The organism is Streptococcus oralis (genome assembly GCF_003942875.1).
Lineage (GTDB): Bacteria > Bacillota > Bacilli > Lactobacillales > Streptococcaceae > Streptococcus > Streptococcus oralis_BX.
In genome coordinates this window covers 412,233-431,890 of record NZ_RMVK01000001.1, presented here as the reverse complement: position 1 = coordinate 431,890, position 19,658 = coordinate 412,233, and the positions used below count along the sequence as shown (strand labels likewise).

At 41.4% G+C, this 19,658-nt stretch carries 25 protein-coding genes; 23 read left to right on the top strand and 2 right to left on the bottom strand.

The window, feature by feature from the left end; all coding sequences use genetic code 11:
- The first annotated feature begins 3 nt into the window (after positions 1 to 3).
- From gtfA to D8844_RS02050, 9 genes are all read left to right on the top strand, one after another.
- Positions 4 to 1,524 carry an accessory Sec system glycosyltransferase GtfA gene (gene gtfA, locus D8844_RS02090; RefSeq protein ID WP_125421527.1) on the top strand — a complete coding sequence of 507 codons (1,521 nt, stop codon included), beginning with the start codon at positions 4 to 6 and terminating at the stop codon, positions 1,522 to 1,524.
- Entirely contained in the window at positions 1,508 to 2,854 is a 1,347-nt protein-coding gene (gtfB, locus tag D8844_RS02085) for an accessory Sec system glycosylation chaperone GtfB (RefSeq protein WP_125421524.1), read from the top strand. Before gtfA ends, gtfB begins: the two co-directional genes overlap by 17 nt.
- A complete protein-coding gene (asp4, locus tag D8844_RS02080; RefSeq protein ID WP_000161924.1) occupies positions 2,847 to 3,026 on the top strand; it encodes an accessory Sec system protein Asp4 in 180 nt (59 codons plus the stop codon). The genes gtfB and asp4 overlap by 8 nt, the downstream gene beginning before the upstream one ends.
- Before the next feature lie 5 nt (positions 3,027 to 3,031).
- Positions 3,032 to 3,253, top strand: a complete 222-nt coding sequence (gene asp5, locus D8844_RS02075; protein ID WP_000453436.1) for an accessory Sec system protein Asp5 — start codon at positions 3,032 to 3,034, stop codon at positions 3,251 to 3,253.
- A 70-nt stretch (positions 3,254 to 3,323) separates the two neighbouring features.
- Positions 3,324 to 3,809, top strand: coding sequence for an immunity protein YezG family protein (locus D8844_RS02070; protein WP_000391898.1), 486 nt, complete (start codon positions 3,324 to 3,326; stop codon positions 3,807 to 3,809).
- Between the two features lie 116 nt (positions 3,810 to 3,925).
- Positions 3,926 to 4,498 carry a suppressor of fused domain protein gene (locus D8844_RS02065; protein ID WP_000872725.1) on the top strand — a complete coding sequence of 191 codons (573 nt, stop codon included), beginning with the start codon at positions 3,926 to 3,928 and terminating at the stop codon, positions 4,496 to 4,498.
- Positions 4,499 to 4,790: 292 nt separating this feature from the next.
- Positions 4,791 to 5,315 (top strand): transposase, encoded by a 525-nt coding sequence (locus tag D8844_RS02060; protein WP_125421521.1) that lies wholly within the window; start codon positions 4,791 to 4,793, stop codon positions 5,313 to 5,315.
- A complete protein-coding gene (locus D8844_RS02055) occupies positions 5,299 to 5,904 on the top strand; it encodes an immunity protein Imm33 domain-containing protein (RefSeq protein ID WP_000141226.1) in 606 nt (201 codons plus the stop codon). The genes D8844_RS02060 and D8844_RS02055 overlap by 17 nt, the downstream gene beginning before the upstream one ends.
- A 106-nt stretch (positions 5,905 to 6,010) precedes the next feature.
- The gene (locus tag D8844_RS02050; RefSeq protein WP_000892206.1) at positions 6,011 to 6,550 is read left to right on the top strand and encodes a T6SS immunity protein Tdi1 domain-containing protein; all 540 of its coding nucleotides are present in this window, start codon (positions 6,011 to 6,013) and stop codon (positions 6,548 to 6,550) included.
- 101 nt (positions 6,551 to 6,651) lie between these two features.
- Here D8844_RS02050 and D8844_RS02045 read toward each other — a convergent pair whose 3' ends face one another.
- Positions 6,652 to 7,605 (bottom strand): aromatic acid exporter family protein, encoded by a 954-nt coding sequence (locus D8844_RS02045; RefSeq protein WP_125421518.1) that lies wholly within the window; start codon positions 7,603 to 7,605, stop codon positions 6,652 to 6,654.
- Positions 7,606 to 7,654: 49 nt separating this feature from the next.
- A complete protein-coding gene (gene sstT, locus D8844_RS02040; RefSeq protein ID WP_125421515.1) occupies positions 7,655 to 8,866 on the bottom strand; it encodes a serine/threonine transporter SstT in 1,212 nt (403 codons plus the stop codon).
- Positions 8,867 to 9,015: 149 nt separating this feature from the next.
- Here sstT and D8844_RS02035 point away from each other — a divergent pair, with 149 nt between their 5' ends.
- The 14 genes from D8844_RS02035 to D8844_RS01965 all read left to right on the top strand — a co-directional run bounded on the left by D8844_RS02035 (position 9,016) and on the right by D8844_RS01965 (position 19,563).
- Positions 9,016 to 9,576: a mechanosensitive ion channel family protein gene (locus D8844_RS02035; protein WP_001150569.1), complete on the top strand. Its 561-nt coding sequence runs from the start codon at positions 9,016 to 9,018 to the stop codon at positions 9,574 to 9,576.
- A 57-nt stretch (positions 9,577 to 9,633) separates the two neighbouring features.
- Positions 9,634 to 10,542, top strand: coding sequence for a magnesium transporter CorA family protein (locus D8844_RS02030; protein WP_000899712.1), 909 nt, complete (start codon positions 9,634 to 9,636; stop codon positions 10,540 to 10,542).
- A 17-nt stretch (positions 10,543 to 10,559) separates the two neighbouring features.
- The gene (locus D8844_RS02025) at positions 10,560 to 11,087 is read left to right on the top strand and encodes a YqeG family HAD IIIA-type phosphatase (protein WP_000963745.1); all 528 of its coding nucleotides are present in this window, start codon (positions 10,560 to 10,562) and stop codon (positions 11,085 to 11,087) included.
- A 2-nt stretch (positions 11,088 to 11,089) separates the two neighbouring features.
- A complete protein-coding gene (gene yqeH, locus D8844_RS02020) occupies positions 11,090 to 12,196 on the top strand; it encodes a ribosome biogenesis GTPase YqeH (RefSeq protein WP_125421512.1) in 1,107 nt (368 codons plus the stop codon).
- Positions 12,197 to 12,409: 213 nt separating this feature from the next.
- Positions 12,410 to 12,721, top strand: coding sequence for a ribosome assembly RNA-binding protein YhbY (gene yhbY / locus D8844_RS02015; protein WP_000060169.1), 312 nt, complete (start codon positions 12,410 to 12,412; stop codon positions 12,719 to 12,721).
- A 52-nt stretch (positions 12,722 to 12,773) separates the two neighbouring features.
- Entirely contained in the window at positions 12,774 to 13,403 is a 630-nt protein-coding gene (locus D8844_RS02010; protein ID WP_125421509.1) for a nicotinate-nucleotide adenylyltransferase, read from the top strand.
- The gene (gene yqeK, locus D8844_RS02005; protein WP_125421506.1) at positions 13,403 to 13,996 is read left to right on the top strand and encodes a bis(5'-nucleosyl)-tetraphosphatase (symmetrical) YqeK; all 594 of its coding nucleotides are present in this window, start codon (positions 13,403 to 13,405) and stop codon (positions 13,994 to 13,996) included. Before D8844_RS02010 ends, yqeK begins: the two co-directional genes overlap by 1 nt.
- Complete coding sequence (locus tag D8844_RS02000; protein WP_084849884.1) at positions 13,997 to 14,497, top strand: cysteine hydrolase family protein; 501 nt, start codon at positions 13,997 to 13,999, stop codon at positions 14,495 to 14,497.
- Between the two features lie 12 nt (positions 14,498 to 14,509).
- Positions 14,510 to 14,863, top strand: a complete 354-nt coding sequence (rsfS, locus tag D8844_RS01995; protein WP_084849883.1) for a ribosome silencing factor — start codon at positions 14,510 to 14,512, stop codon at positions 14,861 to 14,863.
- A 320-nt stretch (positions 14,864 to 15,183) separates the two neighbouring features.
- Positions 15,184 to 15,924, top strand: coding sequence for a class I SAM-dependent DNA methyltransferase (locus D8844_RS01985; RefSeq protein ID WP_312023105.1), 741 nt, complete (start codon positions 15,184 to 15,186; stop codon positions 15,922 to 15,924).
- Between the two features lie 9 nt (positions 15,925 to 15,933).
- Positions 15,934 to 17,031, top strand: a complete 1,098-nt coding sequence (locus D8844_RS01980; RefSeq protein ID WP_125421503.1) for a nucleotidyltransferase — start codon at positions 15,934 to 15,936, stop codon at positions 17,029 to 17,031.
- A 132-nt stretch (positions 17,032 to 17,163) separates the two neighbouring features.
- Positions 17,164 to 17,418: a type II toxin-antitoxin system Phd/YefM family antitoxin gene (locus D8844_RS01975; RefSeq protein ID WP_000388572.1), complete on the top strand. Its 255-nt coding sequence runs from the start codon at positions 17,164 to 17,166 to the stop codon at positions 17,416 to 17,418.
- A gap of 3 nt (positions 17,419 to 17,421) precedes the next feature.
- Positions 17,422 to 17,676, top strand: coding sequence for a Txe/YoeB family addiction module toxin (locus D8844_RS01970; RefSeq protein ID WP_095726222.1), 255 nt, complete (start codon positions 17,422 to 17,424; stop codon positions 17,674 to 17,676).
- A 201-nt stretch (positions 17,677 to 17,877) separates the two neighbouring features.
- Positions 17,878 to 19,563 (top strand): P-loop NTPase fold protein, encoded by a 1,686-nt coding sequence (locus tag D8844_RS01965; RefSeq protein ID WP_125421500.1) that lies wholly within the window; start codon positions 17,878 to 17,880, stop codon positions 19,561 to 19,563.
- Positions 19,564 to 19,658 lie beyond the last annotated feature (95 nt).

Genomic DNA, 19,658 nt, shown 5'->3' with positions numbered 1-19,658 from the left:
CATATGACAATTTACAATATAAATCTAGGAATCGGTTGGGCGAGCAGTGGTGTCGAATATGCCCAGGCCTACCGAGCAGGGATTTTTAGAAGTTTAGACCTAGCATCTAAGTTTATCTTTACCGACTTGATTTTGGCAGACAATATCCAGCATTTAACGGCCAATATCGGCTTTGCGGATAATCAGGTAATCTGGCTTTACAATCATTTTACAGATATCAGACTAGCACCGACCAGTGTTACAGTTGACGAGGTCTTGGCTTCTTTCGGTGGCCTTGAGAGTCATAGGGAGCAGGACGGCAAGGTCTTACGTGTCTACTTTTCAGATGAGGACAAGTTTGTGACCTGCTACTTGGTAGACTCGGCTAAGAACTTGGTGCAACATGCAGAGTATGTGTTTGGAGGGAACTTGATTCGCAAGGATTATTTCTCCTACACACGCTACTGTACAGAATATTTCGCGCCTAAAGACCAAGTGGCTAGACTCTATCAACGAAGCTTTTTCAATGAAGATGGCAGCACCGCTTACGATATCTTGCTGACTGAAGGACAGGAAGAGGTCTATCGATTTAAGGACCGGATTCTGTACGGAAAGCCAGCTCTTATGCGCTATTTTATGCAAAGTTTGAACTTGAGCAAGTCTGATTTGGTCATCTTGGACAGGGAAACAGGGATTGGTCAGGCTGTTTTTGAAGAAGCACAAAAGGCCCATCTAGCAGTTGTCGTTCACGCAGAGCACTATAGTGAAAATGCTAGTAACCAAGACTATCTCCTCTGGAACAACTACTATGAGTATCAGTTTACAAATGCGGACAAGGTCGATTGCTTTATCGTGTCTACGGATCGGCAGAAGGAAGTTCTCGAAGGTCAATTTGCCCAGTACAGCCAGCATCGCCCACGAATCGTCACGATTCCAGTTGGGAGCATAGATCAGCTGACCGAGCCTGCTAGGGAACGCAAGCCCTTTTCTCTCATTACGGCTTCGCGTCTGGCCAAGGAAAAACACATTGACTGGCTCGTCAAGGCGGTTATCCAGGCGCATCAAGTCCTCCCAGAGCTCACCTTTGACATTTATGGCAGTGGGGGTGAGGAATCTCTTTTAAGGGAAATCATCACGGCTCACCAAGCGGAGAACTATATCCAGCTCAAAGGGCATGCAGATCTAGCTCAGATCTATCCCCAGTATGAGGTCTATCTGACAGCCTCAACCAGCGAAGGCTTTGGTCTGACCTTGATGGAGGCAGTTGGTTCAGGCTTGCCCCTGATTGGCTTTGATGTGCCTTATGGAAACCAGACCTTTATCAAGGATGGTCAAAATGGCTACTTGATCCCAAGTTCGGATGACCATGTTGAAACGGCGATTAAAAGATCCTTTGCGGAAAAGATCTGCCAGCTCTATCAGGAAAATCATTTGCCAGATATGCGAACAGCATCTTATGACCTAGCTAGAGAATTTTTAACAGATAAGGTAAGGGACAAGTGGAAGAAAACGATAGAGGAGGTCCTGCATGATTCAACTATTTGATCGTTATGGCCAGGAAAGCCGCGATTTGCACGAAAGTTTAGAAGCTGCTGGTCTATCCCATGCCACAGTTGTGATCGAACCAGATGGATTTCTCCCAGATGGGATTCTCTCTCCCTTTACCTACTATCTAGGTTACGAGTCGGGAAAAGCTCTTTATTTCAATCAAGTAGCCGTACCTGAATTTTGGGAGATTGCGGGCAATAACCAGTCGGCGCATATCCTAGAGGATTCTCGGGAGAGGGGCGTGATTCACTATGTGGAGGCTCCTCAGGCCCGTTTGGTCAAGCAAGTCGACTGGAAGGACCTATCTGGCCGTATCTACCAAGCAGACCACTATAACCGATACGGAACCTGCTTTGCCAAGACCACCTATAGTGCAGATGGGCAGGCTATCCTGACCAAGTACCAGGATGCAAAGGGACAGGAAATTGTCCTAGAAAATCATGTGACAGGCGATATCCTCCTAACCTTGCCCGGACAAGCCCTGCGCCATTTTAAAAATCGAGTGGAGTTCACGATCTTCTTTTTGCAAGACTTGGGAATCGACACTCGCCACCTTCTCTTTAATACTCTAGCTACCTCTTTCTTGGTCTCATATCATTATCCAGACAAGAGCGGACAGGATATCTTGGTTTGGCAAGAACCGCTAGATGATTGCCTTCCTGGGAATATGCAGCTGCTCTTGGAGCAAGAGGGGCTGAGAGCCAAGCAGATCCTCATACCAGATAAGGCTACCTATGAACAGGCCTTGGCCTTGACCAATCCAGCCTATCATGACAAGTTTGTCCATCTAGGTTATCATTATCAGTTCAAAAGAGAAAACTTCGTTCGACCAGATGCCTTGATCGTTACCAACTCAGATCAGATCGAACATATCGAAACCCTGATTGAGTCCTTGCCAATGGTGACCTTCCGAATCGCGGCAGTGACTGAAATGTCGTCCAAGTTGCTAACCTTGCTTTCCTATCCCAATGTCGTTCTCTATCAAAACGCTAGTCCGCAAAAGATTCGAGAACTCTACCAGCTGTCGGATCTCTATCTAGACATCAATTACGGAAACGAGCTTTTGGATGCTGTCCGTCAAGCCTTCGAGCACAATATGCTCATCCTAGCCTTTGACCAGACAGCTCATAACAGACCTTACACAGCTCCAGAACACCTCTTTGATGTGCAGGCTGTTGGAGACATGATTGCGAAGATTCAAGAAGCTCTCAGCAGTCTTGACAAGATGGGCCAAGCCCTTGGACATCAAGGTCGCCATACTAACTATGTGGACTTGGCTACTTACCAAGAGAGGATGGGAAGGATAATAGGGGAAGGACATGACTAAAAAAGATTTATTTTACAAGGATGTCGAAGGACGCATGGAAGAGTTAAAGCAAGGAGCGCTTAAGAAAGAAAAGCCTAGCCGAGGAGAAAAGATCAGTAAAACCTTCTCCATTTTACTCGGCATGCTCATCCTTCTTACCCTGATCTTTACATTATTAGGAATCTTGAGGTGAAATTGATGGAAGTTTTGATGATTATAGGAATAATCCTAGCCGTCGCCTTGATTGTCCTGGTTCTCATCCAACCTCGCCAAAGCCAACTCTTTTCCATGGATGCGACCAGCAATATCGGAAAACCAGGATACTGGCAGAACAACCGATTGGTAAAAATTGTAACCCTCTTGCTCAGTATAGCACTGTTTGTATTGCTCCTTATTTTTATGATAGTGACCTATCAGTAAGGATGCAGTTCCATTCGCAGATGAGGAATACTAAACACGAAAAAAAGATCCAAGCAAATCGGAGGATAAAATGGAAGAACTAATGAATGAAAAAATTATCGAAATCGTGCATCAAGCCAACGATATGATTCCAGTAGAGTGGGATGATTTGTATATTGTAATTGAAATGGACAAAACATGTAGTGGAGAAGTTTATTTTTATTTTAAATATAAGAATGAATATCACTATTATTTATACATTCCTAGAGATTTTGGTGTAGATAAATTCGAAATTTATAGTCAAACAGATCGATTGTTTGAGAAGTCGCAAGAATTAAAAAAAGTATTTGTTGAGAACGACTTGGCAGATTGGTATATTTGTATTATTCACTTAGATGAAAATAATAAATTATCAGTAGACTTCGATTATGCCCCATGGTTGGAAAGTGGTTATGGTCCAAGTGCTCGAATGGACTTGTTTGAATATAAATATCTCGGCAAGCAACCAGCTAATGAAAAAGAACTAGAACAGTTCAAGGCTATGGAAGCCTTCCAAAGAGAACATAATGGGAAATAGTTTGTTTGATAAAAGACCACCATTTAGGTGGTCTTTTGTGGTTTATCAAACGCTGGTCCATAAGGTTTATGGTATACTGGGATTGTAGAGCCAGCAAACTTTAAGAGGAGAATCAAATGAAATACGATAAAATTAAAATTGCACAGGAAATTGCAAGGGCTGTAGGGGGAGTTCCTCAAGCCTATACATTTAGAAATCACGATAACAAATTAGATTTATTCATTGGAGAGAATTGTCCGGATGATTATTTAACAACTGCAGCAACAATCGGTTTATCAGAATATACCATTTATCGTCGAATAAATGGTAAGCCTTTAAGAGTTGAAATCATTGGAGCAGCTGATGCGGAGCTGGAATATTTTCCAAATATTATAGCAGACTGTGGTTTTAATATTGTGAGGGGAGAGTACAGCATCTCTCCAGGTGCAGTCTATCCAAATATTATTAGAAATTACTATCCCAATGCGAAAGTAAATCATATATTCTTCACTCAGCCTTTCTTGTGGGATTTAGAATCTTTTGATTTTGATGAAGAGTATGTTACGTGGTTACAAGCTATCCCGATTACAGAAGCTGAGCTTCAATTTATAGAAAAGCATGGAGCCGAAGTGGGAGCACAGAAGTTAGAGGAATTGTTTGAAGAACATCAGATAGATGTTTATGATTTTATGAGACCTTCTGTAGTGTAATAAATTTTTTATCTTCGTCTAGGGGGTCGGAGGGGAGTTTTTCCTATTTTTAACCTCATCAATATCAGTTGTGAGTCCAACCTCGCTCCCAGTTGACATGCGACCTTCGTAATTGGAAATAAGGCACGAAATTGGAGAAAAGACCACCTTAATGGTGGTCTTTTCTGGTTTATCAAACGTTGGTCTATAGGTTTTATGGTATACTAGGTTTGTAGAGCCAGCAAACTTTAGTGACAACTTTACAAAAAGTGGTGCCCGTGTCCACAATGCATCTGATGATGTCGCTCGAGGCATGAAAGAAGCGGCAGAACAAGTCGGCAAGAAAGCAAGTAAAGAATTCCGCCAAGAAGCCAGCGAGCAGTTGGCTAAGCATAGTGATGATGTAGCGAGTACTTCTAAAGGAATTTCAAAAGAAGAATATAATTCTCTTCGCAAGAAAACACCAAGTCAAGAGATACGCGATCATGTCAATAATATTGATGGAGAAAAATTTGATCCAATTTATGGTTATCCAGTTGAAACCCTCGAAGCAGACCATATTGTCTCTATGAAAGAAATTACCGAAATGGATGGATTTGTTCCTCTATCTGATGTTGATAAGGTAGAGGTTTTGAATCTTGAGGATAATTTTATGGGATTAGGTAAACCTACCAATAGTTCCAAAGGGTCTAAAACTTGGAGTGATTGGCAGGGGCATTCCAAATTAGGAGATATTCCGGCTGAGATAAGAGAAAAAATGATAGCTTTGGAGCGTGAAGCTAGAACGAAGCTACAAAATGAAATTTTCAGGAGGTTGAAAAATGACGGAAGTGCTTGATACAAAAGTAGAGAAGAATGGTTTGATCTTTTACGGGACATTCTCTGAAGGTCTTTTTGAGGAATGGCTCAAAGTTGTGAATGTACTGCCCTCGAAGGAACGAATACAAGATGGCCTGCTAATACAAATCGGTTTCAACATATATAAACTTGTTCAATTGAACATGGACCAATTTAGGATAGTGTCAGTCAACTATGAAACAACCCCTTTTAAAGAGTTTACTGATGATTTGACCTTGGCTCTTTGGATTCAGTCTGAACAAAGCACACTAGCTAAAGAGCTTAATATTGAAGCTTCTGAAATCAGATTTGATGAGAAAATAGTGTTGGCCAAAGGTGTCTTTGAGTGCGAACATTACTATTTGCAGAGACAAGACACTGATCGAAAAGGTGATTCGGGCTGGTTTATTGGCTATCAAAATCAAGATACAGATGATTTTGTTGCTATGTATGCTTTTGAAATATTGAAAAAGAATCCAAAACTAATAAAATCTTTGATTCTACCAGTGGACTACCTAGTAGTAGTTAATGGTGGAGATATTCAAGCGATTCTGAATGAGCAAGATGAGGAAGTTTTTTCTGCTTCGTAAAGCTACCCGACTTATTTGGGAGGGAAAGCAACCTATTTTAGATTTTCTATGAATGAGGGGAATAGCATCTAATAGTTTTGTCTATAAACTGAAAAAGGAGGAAAACATGCTAGAAAACTTTATTAAAGTGTCAGACATGCCCCAAGAAGTGATTGAAAAGTATAAGGGTCAAGTTCCAGCGGAGTTGCTACAAATTTGGCAGGAAGATGGTCTGGGAACCTTTTTAGATGGTTATCTAAAAGTCATCAATCCAGATGATTATCTAGAGCTTCTCCAAAATAGCTATTTCAGAGGAGACATTGCTTTTCCAATGTTTGTGACGGCATTTGGAGATATTATTACTTGGGAAAAGAATGCCTACGTGGGAATTGTCCAATATAATATTCAGGATATGGATATTATTTGTAAGGGTCTGGATTTATTCATTCGATTTTTAGATAATTCATATGTGACTGATAACTTTGAACTTAATTTATATAGGCAAGCTGTTGCCAAACATGCTCAATTAGCCTACGATGAGTGTTTCGGTTTCGTTCCACTTTTGGCATTAGGAGGCTTTAAAGATGTAGACCACATGGATAAGGTAAAAGTCTTGGAGCACATTTACCTCATGTACCAACTTACAGGTGGTGTGATGGACGACTAGGAGTTGCTATTTCTTTATTGAGAATAGTACGAGAGGAAGAACTTCCCTTCCAAATGCAAAACAAAAGAACCTCAGAGGAATTCTCTGAGGTTCTTTGCGTTTTAGTTTCCATATTTTTGGTAAAAATCGACCTTAACCTGGATAAAGGTTTCGGCTTCGCGTAGTAGTTGCAGGAGGGTAGCACGGGTTTCAAACTCCTCACGTGTTTTAGGGAGACTCCGATTGCGGAAGACTTGCAGATAGCGTTCGATGTCATCAAGTAGGTCATGAGCAGGATTGGTCTGACTTAGCTGGGCAGCAATCTTAGAAAAGAGCTGGGCCAAGATCAAACTCTCACTTGCGGCCAGATGACAGGTATTGATCTGCTGGGCCATATTTCGCAGGATGCGACTTTGTCGCTGTCTCATCTCAAAGTAATGGATGTGGTAGTCCGTCTGGTGAAAGAGATGATCCGAGTGATCCAGGTAGACCAGTTTAAGAGCTTCATCGAGGAGCTTGTCTAATTGGTCAACGAGTTGGGCTTGATTGCGTCCGTCTCCTCTTGACAGATAGTATTTAAAGCGAAGCAGGATGTCTTTTAACTTTTCCTCGACCTGAAGGTGGTAGCTTTGGATGGCTTTCTCACGAGAGGGCATATAAAGGTTGACCAATAGAGCAAAGCTTGTCCCGATGAGAAAGAGGAGCACTTCATTAAGCAAGAGCTCTGGAGAGGTAGACTCCTGTACCAAGAGATGGCTGACCAAGACACTGCTAGGGGTGATGCCGATTTCCCAGCCCATTTTGTAAGTAAGAGGTACATAGAGAGCCAGATAGAGGCCCAGGCTCCAGATGTGAAAGCCTGTCAGCTGAAAGGCTAGAACACCGATAGCCAGCGCTAGGAGCATGGAAAAGAGGCGGTTACGTGCTAATTTCAGCGTGCTTCTGCGTGTGTCAGAGAGGCTTAAGAGGGCGATAATTCCAGCTGAAACTGCTGATGATAAATCTAAAAAATAAGCGAGAAAACAAGCGAGACAGGTCGCTAATATCAGTTTTGTTGTACGTTGAGTGAGGGACATGAAAATTTCCTAAACTAATAGAGTCAAGTGTTTAACGAGGAATCAGAGACTAGGGGCGAAGTTTTCGGTTTGTAGCATACTCGGCAACTGCTGTAAAGAGGACATCTGTTGAAGAGTTCAGGGCTGTTTCGCAGGAGTCTTGAACAACCCCAATCACAAATCCGACTCCGACAACCTGCATAGCCAAGTCGTTGGAAATCCCAAAGAGGCTACAAGCGACAGGAATGAGGAGAAGGGATCCTCCTGCGATTCCAGAGGCTCCGCAGGCAGAAATGGCAGCTACGACACTGAGCACAAATGCTGTCCCAAAGTCTACCGAGATTCCGAGTGTGTTGACTGCAGCTAGGGTTAGGATATTTATGGTAACAGCAGCGCCAGCCATATTGATGGTCGATCCAAGCGGGATGGAGACAGAGTAGGTGTCAGGATTCAGTCCCAAATCTTGGGAGAGTTTCATATTGACAGGGATATTGGCAGCAGAGCTACGAGTGAAGAAGGCTGTAATACCACTGACACGTAGGCATTTCAAAACAAGGGGATAGGGATTTTTCCTCATAAAGAGAAAAGCGATGAGTGGGTTGATGATGAGAGCAACAAAGGCCATAGTAGCAATCAAAAGTCCTAGGAGGACACCGTAGTTAGCCAGACTGGCAATGCCCTTGTCAGAGATGGTCTTGAAAACCAAGCCTAAAATCCCAAAGGGTGCTAGATTGATAATCCATTCCACGATTTTAGAGGTGACATCTGCCATGGTTCTCAGTAATTCTTTACTGTGTTTACTTGCCTCTCTCATAGCTAAGCCAAAGATAACTGCCCAAGAGAGAATCCCGATATAGTTGGCTTCAACAATGGCATTCAAAGGATTGTCCACCAGTTTGAGCAAGAGGTTGCTGAGGACTTGACCGATACCGTCAGGAGCAGCAACTTCTGTATTTGCACTGGTCAGGGTGATTTGCACAGGCAGTAAGAAACTAGCTAGAACGGCTACTAATGCAGCAGCAAAGGTTCCGAGCAAGTATAGGAAAATAACAGTCTTCATATTGGTGTTTTGTCCCTTTTGGTGTTGGGACAGGGCATTGGCAACAAGGGCAAAAACCAAAATAGGAGCGATGGCTTTCAGTCCGCCTACAAAGAGGTCTCCAAGCAGACCAATTCCTGTAAGGTTTGGGAAGAGCAACCCCAATGTCGCTCCAAAAATCATTCCAATAAGGATTCGTTTGATGAGGCTTGCCTTGGTCCAGGCTCTAATGATTCGTTTCATAGCAGTCTCCTTCAAATGTATTGTTTATAATTATAGTATAAATATGCTATATAGGCAAGTGATATTTTGAAAATAGGGCCGATAATTGAATAATTATGAAAGAAAAGAGAAGGGCGATTTTATGGTATAATAGGGAAAAGGAGTTTTATATGCAAGATTTTTTTCAACGCTATTTTGATAAACTTGATTTAACAACCATATTAGAGAATCTCTTGACCAAGGTGATTTCTCTTTTGATTTTGTTTTTACTATTTTATATAGCTAAAAAGATGCTTCATGCAACTGTACGAAAGATTGTCAAGCCCTCGCTTAAATTTTCCAATCGAGATGCAGGAAGACAAAAGACTATCTCCCGTTTGCTGGAGAATGTCTTTAACTACATTCTTTATTTCTTTCTGCTCTACTGTATCCTGTCTATTTTAGGTTTGCCAGTTTCTAGCCTCCTTGCTGGTGCGGGGATTGCCGGGGTGGCCATTGGTATGGGGGCGCAAGGCTTTCTATCCGATGTCATCAATGGCTTTTTCATCCTCTTTGAACGCCAGCTTGATGTGGGCGATGAAGTGGTTCTCACAAATGGACCGATTACCGTTTCTGGAAAGGTCGTTAGCGTAGGGATCCGTACAACTCAACTGCGAGGTGACGATCAAGCCCTTCACTTTGTTCCAAATCGTAATATCACCGTCGTCAGCAATCTATCTCGTACTGAATAGGCCGGCTATTTTAGCAGATTTGTGGTACAATAGAAGGAGTTTGGTAAAGGAGAGAGTATGCTATTTGTAGAGAAAAAATTAGGTCACGATTGTACGTGGATAGACCTTGATGTAGACAAGATTAAAAACATGGAAGACCTTTCGGATGTCTATGGATTGGACAAGGAAACCATCGAGTATGCTCTGGATAGAAATGAGCGTGCCCACATGGACTATCACCGTGAAACGGGAACGGTAACCTTCATTTATAATGTTCTTGACTTAGAAAAAGACAAAGAATATTATGAAGCGATTCCGATGACCTTTATCGTTGAAAAACAACGGCTGATCACAATTAGCAACCACAAGAATAGTTATGTGATTAAACGAATGGCATCCTACCTTGAAAGCCATGAAGTTGTTTCAATCTACAAATTTCTTTTTGCCAGTTTAGAGATTATTAGCAATGCTTATTATCCAGTGATTGAAGAGATGGATAAAGGTAAGGATGAAATCAGTGCACTTCTTCGTCAAAAAACAACTAAAAAAAATCTTTTTGCTCTCTCTGACTTGGAAACTGGTATGGTTTACCTGACTGCTGCTGCCAAACAAAATCGTCTCCTCTTGGAACATATCCAAGGACATGCCCTTTATCGCAGTTTTAACGAAGTTGAGAGAGAACAGTTTGACGATGCCATGATTGAAGCGCATCAGTTGGTTTCGATGACAGACTTGATTTCTCAAGTTTTGCAACAACTCTCAGCCTCTTACAACAACATCCTAAATAATAATCTAAATGATAATTTGACAACTTTGACAATTATCTCAGTTTTACTAGCTATCCTTGCGGTTATTACAGGATTCTTCGGAATGAATGTTCCCTTACCGTTTGCAAATGAACCAAATGCTTGGATTTATATTTTGCTAGCTAGTCTCATTTTATGGGTAGTCTTAGCCCAATATTTAAAGAATATTGCTAGAAATTAAAAAGAAAAGGAGCCAGAATGGCGATTGAAAATTACATGCCAGATTTTGCTGTGGAAGCAGTTTATGATCTGACAGTCCCAAGTCTGCAGGCGCAGGGGATCAAGGCTGTTTTGGTCGATTTGGACAATACCCTCATTGCTTGGAACAACCCTGATGGGACGCCAGAGATGAAGCAATGGCTACATGACCTTCGTGATGCAGGTATTCGCATCATTGTTGTTTCAAATAATACCAAAAAACGGGTACAACGCGCAGTTGAGAAGTTTGGGATTGATTACGTTTATTGGGCCTTGAAGCCTTTCACTTTTGGGATTGACCGTGCCATGAAGGAATTCCACTATGAGAAAAATGAAGTGGTCATGGTCGGCGACCAACTTATGACGGATATACGAGCAGCTCACCGTGCAGGTATTCGTTCGATCTTGGTCAAGCCCTTGGTCCAACATGACTCTATCAAAACGCAGATTAACCGAGTTCGCGAGCGCCGTGTCATGCGAAAAATCACTGAAAAGTACGGACCGATTACATATAAAAAAGGAATCTAACTATGGAAGAAATTCTCTGTATTGGTTGTGGAGCAGCCATTCAGACGACAGACAAGGCTGGTCTTGGATTTACTCCCCAGTCGGCACTTGAAAAAGGGTTGGAGACTGGCGAAGTTTATTGCCAACGCTGTTTCCGTCTTCGTCATTACAATGAAATCACAGATGTCCAGTTGACGGACGATGATTTCCTCAAGCTCTTGCACGAGGTGGGTGACAGTGATGCCTTGGTGGTCAATGTCATTGATATCTTTGACTTTAATGGCTCTGTCATCCCTGGCTTGCCACGCTTTGTATCGGGCAATGATGTCCTCTTGGTTGGAAATAAGAAAGATATCCTGCCCAAGTCTGTTAAACCGGGCAAGATTAGCCAGTGGCTTATGGAACGTGCTCACGAAGAAGGACTTCGTCCTGTGGATGTCGTCCTGACTTCGGCTCAGAATAAGCATGCTATTAAGGAAGTCATTGACAAGATTGAACACTACCGTAAGGGCCGTGATGTCTACGTGGTTGGCGTGACCAACGTTGGGAAATCAACCCTTATCAACGCCATTATCCAAGAAATCACAGGTGACCAAAATGTCATCACGACTTCGCGTTTTCCGGGGACAACATTGGACAAGATTGAGATTCCGCTTGACGACGGATCTTATATCTACGATACACCAGGGATTATCCACCGTCACCAGATGGCCCACTACTTGACGGCAAAAAACCTCAAGTATGTCAGCCCTAAAAAGGAAATCAAGCCCAAAACCTACCAGCTTAACCCTGAGCAAACTCTGTTTTTAGGTGGTCTTGGACGCTTTGACTTCATATCAGGAGAAAAGCAAGGATTTACTGCTTTCTTTGATAATGAACTCAAACTCCACCGTACCAAGCTAGAAGGCGCTAGTGCTTTTTACGACAAGCACCTCGGAACCCTTTTGACGCCACCAAATAGCAAGGAAAAAGAGGACTTTCCAAAACTAGTCCAGCATGTATTTACTATCAAGGACAAAACAGACCTAGTCATCTCAGGACTCGGCTGGATTCGTGTAACAGGAAGCGCCAAAGTCGCCGTCTGGGCACCAGAAGGCGTCGCCGTCGTCACACGAAAAGCAATAATTTAAACACAGAAAGGAAAGAGTTGTCTGAATTCAGGCGAACAGGGCGAGCCCATAGCGAATACTTTTCGCTGTGGTGTCAGTTGGTACAAGTGATTGTACCAACTGCGGAAAATTTGGGACCTTAGGCTCAAATTTTAGTCATGAAAGTCCAAAGGACTTTGCTGACGTCCGTCACCACTTCAGAAAAGTATAAAAAGAAACTCTTTTAAACAAATCATGTCATTAACATCAAAACAACGTGCCTTCCTCAACAGTCAGGCACACACCCTCAAACCTATCATCCAAATTGGGAAAAATGGTCTCAACGACCAAATCAAAACCAGCGTCCGTCAAGCTCTTGACGCGCGTGAATTGATCAAGGTTACTCTCTTACAAAACACAGATGAGAATATCCACGAAGTAGCTGAAATCTTGGAAGAAGAAATTGGTGTGGATACAGTCCAAAAAATCGGACGCATCTTGATCTTGTTTAAACAATCCAGCAAGAAAGAAAATCGCAAGATTTCCAAGAAAGTCAAAGAAATCTAAGACTGAAACTCCAAGAAACTGTTTTTACAGAGAATTAAAGGAAGACGAGCCTATGGCAATCGAATTATTGACTCCCTTTACCAAGGTAGAGTTGGAGCCAGAAATCAAGGAGAAAAAACGCAAACAAGTCGGGATTTTAGGGGGAAATTTTAACCCTGTTCACAATGCCCATCTTGTTGTGGCGGACCAAGTACGACAACAGTTAGGACTGGACCAGGTCCTGCTTATGCCCGAATACCAACCACCTCATGTAGATAAAAAGGAAACCATCCCCGAGCACCACCGTCTCAAGATGCTTGAGTTGGCGATTGAGGGGATTGAAGGCTTAGCCATTGAAACTATTGAGCTGGAGCGCAAGGGCATTTCTTACACCTACGACACCATGAAGCTTCTAACTGAAAAGAATCCAGATACGGATTATTACTTTATCATCGGGGCCGACATGGTGGACTATCTGCCCAAGTGGTACCGAATTGATGAGCTAGTCGACATGGTTCAGTTTGTTGGAGTTCAGCGCCCGCGCTACAAGGCAGGGACTTCCTATCCAGTTATCTGGGTGGATGTGCCTCTCATGGACATCTCGTCCAGCATGGTGCGTGACTTCATTGCCCAAGGTCGGAAACCTAACTTTCTCCTACCTCAGCCAGTGCTAGACTACATCGAGAAGGAGGGGCTTTACTGATGGCATACCAAGACTATATCAACTGTTCCCGAGAGGCTTTGTTGGAAAGAATGGCAGAGCTTCTGCCTGAAAAACGTTTAACCCATTGTTTGGGTGTAGAGCGTGCAGCCATAGAGCTTGCCCAGCGATTTGGAGTTGATGTTGAGAAAGCTGGTCTAGCAGGCCTTCTTCATGATTATGCTAAAAAGCTGTCAGATCAGGAATTTCTAGACTTGATTGACCGTTACCGGCTAGATCCTGACCTCAAAAATTGGGGTAATAATGTCTGGCATGGCATGGTTGGCATCTACAAGATTCAGGAAGATTTGGAGTTGCATGATCCAGAAATCCTGCGAGCTATTGAAATCCATACAGTCGGAGCTGGTCAGATGACCGATCTAGACAAAGTCATCTACGTCGCAGATTATATCGAGCATAACCGCGCCTTTCCAGGTGTGGATGTGGCGCGTGAAATTGCTGAGCTATCTCTCAATAAGGCAGTGGCCTACGAAACAGCTCGTACCGTGGAGCATCTAGCTCATCAGGGATTTCCCATCTATCCCCAAACCCTTGAAACCTATAACGCCTTTGTGCACTATTTGAAAGAGGACTAAATGAGGACGGCTTTTATAATCATTGATGTTCAGAATATTTTAGTGGAAACCGGTTTTCAGACAAATAGTCTATTGGAAAAAATTTCTTATTTACAAAACCAGGCTAGAAGCAAGAATATCGAAATTATCTATGTTCAACATATTGAGGACTCTGAAGCTCAAACATCAGAAGATTGGCAGTTATCTGAGCTTTTAAATCGAAAACCTAATGAAAAGGTCTTTCAGAAGAAGTATAACAGTATTTTCAAAGAAACTGGTTTAAAAGAATACTTGGATAAACAGGGAATTGAAAAATTAGTTTTATGTGGTATGCAGACAGAATATTGTGTGGATACCTCTGTCAAGGTTGCTTTTGAATATGGCTATCAGCTTATTATTCCAGAAGGAACTTGTACAACGTTTGATGGGAATGACATTCCAGCAGAAACGATAAATGAATTTTATGAGGGCATTTGGGAGGGGCGCTTTGCAGATGTCCTAGATTACAAACATATTTTCTAGAAAGAGGACTAAATGAACGAAAAAGAATTACTAGAACTAGTCGTGAAAGCGGCTGATGAAAAACGTGCGGAGGATATCCTCGCACTTGATGTACAAGATTTGACCAGCGTGACGGACTACTTTGTCATCACTAGCTCAATGAATAGCCGTCAGTTGGACGCTATCGCTGATAATATTCGTGAAAAAGTAGCCGATGCAGGCTTTAAAGGTAGCCATGTCGAAGGAGATGCAGCTGGAGGCTGGGTTTTGCTAGACCTCGGCGGTGTCGTCGTGCATATCTTCTCAGAAGAAATGCGTGCCCATTATAACCTAGAAAAACTATGGCATGAGGCAGAGTCAGTAGACATTTCAGAAGCCTTAGCATAGGAAATGAACTCAGTTGCAGTCAACTGGGTTTCTTTGCTTATTTTAGAAAAAATGGATGGAAAGGTGAGGGCGTCGTGTTTTGTTCATCTCGAAACTGAACACGAGCTAAAAGCTGCGAGAAAAAGAGTAACTTCCTTTGTATCTGACGATACAGCAGAAAGTTCCCTATTTTCTCCTTGCTTTTAACGCTCTTTGTATCTTAGAAAGGATTTGAACCCGTCCTGTAATCGTCGGAAAATAGATAGCCTTCCTTGGAGCTCGACTCCATCGTCAAGCTCCTAATTTTCATTCCGATTACGGGCGGACTTGGTATCATGAATATGGCTACTTATGAAACCTTTGCGGCGGTCTATGATGCGGTCATGGATGATAGTTTATATGATAAATGGACGGATTTTTCGCTGCGTCATTTGCCTAAGACCAAGGAGAGAAAGAAGCTTTTGGAATTGGCTTGTGGAACAGGTATCCAGTCTGTCCGCTTTTCTCAGGCTGGCTTTGATGTGACAGGACTTGACTTGAGCGCGGATATGTTGAAGATTGCGGAGAAGAGAGCTGCTTCAGCCAAGCAAAAGATTGATTTTATTGAAGGCAATATGCTGGATTTATCCAAGGCTGGTAAGTACGACTTTGTTACGTGTTACTCTGACTCTATCTGCTATATGCAGGATGAGGTGGAAGTAGGAGACGTCTTTAAAGAAGTCTATAATGCCCTCAATGAAGACGGAGTATTCATCTTTGACGTGCATTCGACCTACCAGACAGATGAGGTTTTTCCAGGCTATTCCTACCATGAAAATGCGGAAGATTTCGCTATGCTTTGGGACACCTATGAGGACGAAGCTCCTCACTCCATCGTGCATGAGTTGACTTTCTTTGTCAAGGAGGCTGACGGTTCCTTTAGTCGTCACGATGAAGTACATGAGGAGCGGACTTATGAGGTTTTGACCTATGATATTTTGCTGGAACAAGCTGGCTTCAAGTCTTTCAAACTCTATGCGGACTTTGAGGACAAGGAGCCGACAGAAACCAGCACCCGTTGGTTTTTTGTCGCGCAGAAGTAGGAGAACATCATGACCATCACAGGTATTATTGCGGAGTTCAATCCTTTTCATAATGGGCATAAATACCTGCTGGATCAGGCGGAGGGATTGAAAATCGTAGCCATGTCAGGGAATTTCATGCAGAGAGGAGAGCCGGCTATCGTGGACAAGTGGACACGGGCTCAAATGGCACTGGAGAATGGCGCAGATTTGGTAGTGGAATTGCCCTTTTTAGTTAGTGTTCAGGCGGCAGATTTCTTTGGCCAAGGAGCTGTGGATATCTTGGCTCGCTTGGGTATTGATAATCTAGCTTTTGGGACGGAGGAAATTCTGGATTATCAAAAGATATCTGACTTATACACAGAGCGAGGTACTGAGATGGAGAATTTTGTGGATAATCTGCCTGATTCCCTCTCCTATCCCCAGAAAACCCAAACCATGTGGAAGGAATTTGCAGGTCTTGATTTTTCAGGCAATACACCCAATCATGTCCTTGCTCTGGCCTATGCCAAGGCGGTTTCAGGACGCAACATCAAGCTTGAGCCGATTCGGCGTCAGGGAGCTGGTTATCATTCTGTGGATAAGGATGTGGACTTTGCCTCGGCAACAGCTCTCCGTCAGCATCAATCAGACCAAGATTTCTTAGAACGCTTTATGCCTTCCGTTGCCCTCTTTGAGCAGGCCCGTAAGGTGAGTTGGGACGACTATTTTCCCTTGCTCTGCTATCAAATTTTGTCAAATCCAGACCTGACGACCATCTATCAGGTCAATCAAGAAATGGCTGTACGCATCAAGGATGCTATTAAAACAGCCCAGTCTGTTGACGAATTGGTCGAGGCAGTAGCCACCAAGCGTTATACCAAGGCGCGTGTCAGACGCCTCTTGACTTATATTTTGGTGCAAGCCAGAGAAAGAGACTTGCCAGAAGGCATCCATGTCCTTGGATTTACCGAAAAAGGCAGACAATATCTCAAGTCTCTGAAAGGGCAGGTCCATCTAGTCAGTCGAATTGGCAAAGAACCTTGGGATACCATAACCCAAAAGGCAGACCAGATCTACCAACTAGGACAGCCAAGTATACCAGAGCAGAATTTCGGCAGAGTGCCCATTAGAATAGAATCAAACTAAGTCTACTGAAAGGTAGGCTTTTTTAGAAGATTTTCGAACAAATAGATAGAAAAGAAGAATCTTGTACAAGTTCCTGACAATTTCTTTCTTTTTGTGTATAATAGTGGAAAAGAGGTAAAATGAGGTATGGTTATGGAAGCAGTTCTTTACTCAACATTCCGAAATCATTTAAAAGACTACATGAAAAAAGTAAACGATGAATTTGAGCCTTTGACGGTGGTCAATAAAAATCCAGATGAGGATATTGTAGTCCTTTCAAAGAGCGAGTGGGATAGTATTCAGGAAACCCTGAGAATCGCTCAAAATAAGGAACTTTCTGACAAGGTCTTGCGAGGAATGGCTCAAGTTCGTGCTGGAAGCACTCAGGTGCATGTGATTGAGGAGTAATGGATGCTGCTCAAGTTTACAGAAGATGCCTGGGCGGATTATTGCTATTGGCAAAACCAAGATAAGAAAACATTAAAAAGAATCAATAAATTAATCAAGGATATTCAACGCGATCCTTTTGTAGGAATGGGGAAACCAGAACCACTCAAGTATGACTACCAAGGAGCTTGGTCGCGGCGCATTGATGCAGAAAATCGCTTGATTTATATGATGGATGGGGATAACATCGCTTTCTTGTCCTTTAAGGATCATTATTAAGTCTACTGTGAGGTGGACTTTTTTATTTTAGAAATTTTAGCTAGCAAATTGGAGATAAAGTCTTTGGAAAATGATAGACTTCCTAAGTTAAAAAATCAGTGAAAAATTTTAGTATAATAACTAGATTCTTGTCCCTTGAATCCGCTTAATAACTCTTATTTTGTGGTATAATCATGATAATATAGATTAAAAGGGGTATATATGAAAAATATAAAAACGAGGATTCTTAATTTTTTTCTGAATTTTAAACGGCTACTGAAATATCCATTTCAAAGACCATCATGGAGTAGTAATGTTAGAATTGTCGAGTGGTACAAAATATTTATAGCCAGTATATGGGTACTGTATCTTGCACTTGAGATTGAACAATTTAAACGCTTTGCTTTACCTATCTATAAATTTTTATCTAATTATAATTTTTTTAAAGATATTATTTCAATTTTGTATGAGAATCGTGTAATAATATTGTTAGCACTGACTATACCAACAATACTGTTCTGGTTTTTAGACATAATTTTTAAAAAAGTTAGTTATAAGAAACTGGACCCAGAGCTATTTCCGGAATATGACTTGGATGACTATCCTTATCAAACTCATCTGGTGGAGTTTTTAAATAGTCCGGCCTCTATTCATAATGTCTTCTGGTTGGATGGTTCTTGGGGAAGTGGGAAAACATTTTTTATAAAGACGTTTTTTGAAAATCAAATTTATAAAAAGAAAGAAATCTACTATATTTCCTGCTTTGGGATAAAAACAAGAGAGCAAGCCGAGAAAATATTGATCAATGAAATAGAAAAACAATCCATACTCGGAAATTTGGACTTTATTCCACTTGTTGGAGGAGTTTTTAAATGGTTCTTTAAAACAGTTGGAACGGATTTGATGAAGCGAGATTCTATCATTATTTTTGATGATTTTGAACGGGTTTCATATGTAGCAAAATCAGATAACCCTTCAGATTACAATGATTTATTGGGTTATATTGACTATCTTTCTGAGAATAAAAGATTTAAAATTATTGTAATTTTAAATAGTGAGGAAATTGGGTCAGCAAAGGAGATTATTGATAATAAATTTAAGTTAAATCATAATAGAATGGAACCTACAGAGGAAGTCATAGATAACATTTTGAAAAAGAGTAAATTGAGAGATGATGACCTTGGGAAAATTCTATCATTAATTTTTAAAATTTATTATGTGGATGTAGACGAAAGAGTCGTAGAAGATAAAAATAAAGATTCAAAAGTTAAAAAACCAAGTTTAAGAGAGTTCCAGAAATCATTAGAAGAACTTTCAAATATAATTGAGAGTGATTATACAACGAATAGGCTTCTACCATATTTTGGTAGAAAGATATCAAATTACATCGTTGATTGCATGAATGGACGCATGGGAACTGATAGTATTCTAGTATTATTTTTTGAATTTTTTAATGGCATTTATGAAGTAGACGAGTATGAGCAGTTCTATGAGTTAGACTCATATTTTCATTTTGAAATGTTAGAGAAGTTTGTAGTTTTAAGTTCTTTGGGTTCTTTACCTACTTCAGAGGAGGATATGTATTTTGATTACCCCCAAGAACCTATATATTATTTCCAATTGTTATCGTGTCTATGGGAAGTCAAACTAAGGAATCTATTTATCTCAAAAACAGGACACAAAGTGTATTATGATGCGCATGACATACTCTGTGGCCGAACAAAGGGCTGTTTAGTTGAAATTTATTATGATATTTTAAATGATAGAATAAAAAATAATTATCAAGTGATTAACATAGATGAATTGAAAGACGCGAAATGTCAGAACTTTATAAAAAAATGCTTACCTTTAGAATCAAAAGGGCAAATTACAATTAATCATATTCCACTAGATAATTTAATACAATAGAGCTTAGAAGTAGATGACTTTTTGTCTAAAATTCACACAAAACTCTTCAATTTGGGTTTGTGAAAATCGGTTTTTTATGATAGAATATTAAGGAA

Coding starts and splice junctions, on each gene's coding strand:
- D8844_RS02010 (WP_125421509.1), top strand. CDS start 12,774: ATGGCAATCGAATTATTGACTCCCTTTACCAAGGTAGAGTTGGAGCCA.
- D8844_RS02050 (WP_000892206.1), top strand. CDS start 6,011: ATGCTAGAAAACTTTATTAAAGTGTCAGACATGCCCCAAGAAGTGATT.
- D8844_RS02055 (WP_000141226.1), top strand. CDS start 5,299: ATGACGGAAGTGCTTGATACAAAAGTAGAGAAGAATGGTTTGATCTTT.
- yhbY (WP_000060169.1), top strand. CDS start 12,410: ATGTCATTAACATCAAAACAACGTGCCTTCCTCAACAGTCAGGCACAC.
- D8844_RS02060 (WP_125421521.1), top strand. CDS start 4,791: ATGAAAGAAGCGGCAGAACAAGTCGGCAAGAAAGCAAGTAAAGAATTC.
- D8844_RS01965 (WP_125421500.1), top strand. CDS start 17,878: ATGAAAAATATAAAAACGAGGATTCTTAATTTTTTTCTGAATTTTAAA.
- yqeK (WP_125421506.1), top strand. CDS start 13,403: ATGGCATACCAAGACTATATCAACTGTTCCCGAGAGGCTTTGTTGGAA.
- yqeH (WP_125421512.1), top strand. CDS start 11,090: ATGGAAGAAATTCTCTGTATTGGTTGTGGAGCAGCCATTCAGACGACA.
- D8844_RS01980 (WP_125421503.1), top strand. CDS start 15,934: ATGACCATCACAGGTATTATTGCGGAGTTCAATCCTTTTCATAATGGG.
- asp4 (WP_000161924.1), top strand. CDS start 2,847: ATGACTAAAAAAGATTTATTTTACAAGGATGTCGAAGGACGCATGGAA.
- D8844_RS02000 (WP_084849884.1), top strand. CDS start 13,997: ATGAGGACGGCTTTTATAATCATTGATGTTCAGAATATTTTAGTGGAA.
- D8844_RS02030 (WP_000899712.1), top strand. CDS start 9,634: ATGCTATTTGTAGAGAAAAAATTAGGTCACGATTGTACGTGGATAGAC.
- D8844_RS02035 (WP_001150569.1), top strand. CDS start 9,016: ATGCAAGATTTTTTTCAACGCTATTTTGATAAACTTGATTTAACAACC.
- rsfS (WP_084849883.1), top strand. CDS start 14,510: ATGAACGAAAAAGAATTACTAGAACTAGTCGTGAAAGCGGCTGATGAA.
- D8844_RS02045 (WP_125421518.1), bottom strand. CDS start 7,605: ATGTCCCTCACTCAACGTACAACAAAACTGATATTAGCGACCTGTCTC.
- D8844_RS01975 (WP_000388572.1), top strand. CDS start 17,164: ATGGAAGCAGTTCTTTACTCAACATTCCGAAATCATTTAAAAGACTAC.
- sstT (WP_125421515.1), bottom strand. CDS start 8,866: ATGAAACGAATCATTAGAGCCTGGACCAAGGCAAGCCTCATCAAACGA.
- D8844_RS01970 (WP_095726222.1), top strand. CDS start 17,422: ATGCTGCTCAAGTTTACAGAAGATGCCTGGGCGGATTATTGCTATTGG.
- D8844_RS02025 (WP_000963745.1), top strand. CDS start 10,560: ATGGCGATTGAAAATTACATGCCAGATTTTGCTGTGGAAGCAGTTTAT.
- gtfB (WP_125421524.1), top strand. CDS start 1,508: ATGATTCAACTATTTGATCGTTATGGCCAGGAAAGCCGCGATTTGCAC.
- D8844_RS02065 (WP_000872725.1), top strand. CDS start 3,926: ATGAAATACGATAAAATTAAAATTGCACAGGAAATTGCAAGGGCTGTA.
- gtfA (WP_125421527.1), top strand. CDS start 4: ATGACAATTTACAATATAAATCTAGGAATCGGTTGGGCGAGCAGTGGT.
- D8844_RS02070 (WP_000391898.1), top strand. CDS start 3,324: ATGGAAGAACTAATGAATGAAAAAATTATCGAAATCGTGCATCAAGCC.
- D8844_RS01985 (WP_312023105.1), top strand. CDS start 15,184: ATGGCTACTTATGAAACCTTTGCGGCGGTCTATGATGCGGTCATGGAT.
- asp5 (WP_000453436.1), top strand. CDS start 3,032: ATGGAAGTTTTGATGATTATAGGAATAATCCTAGCCGTCGCCTTGATT.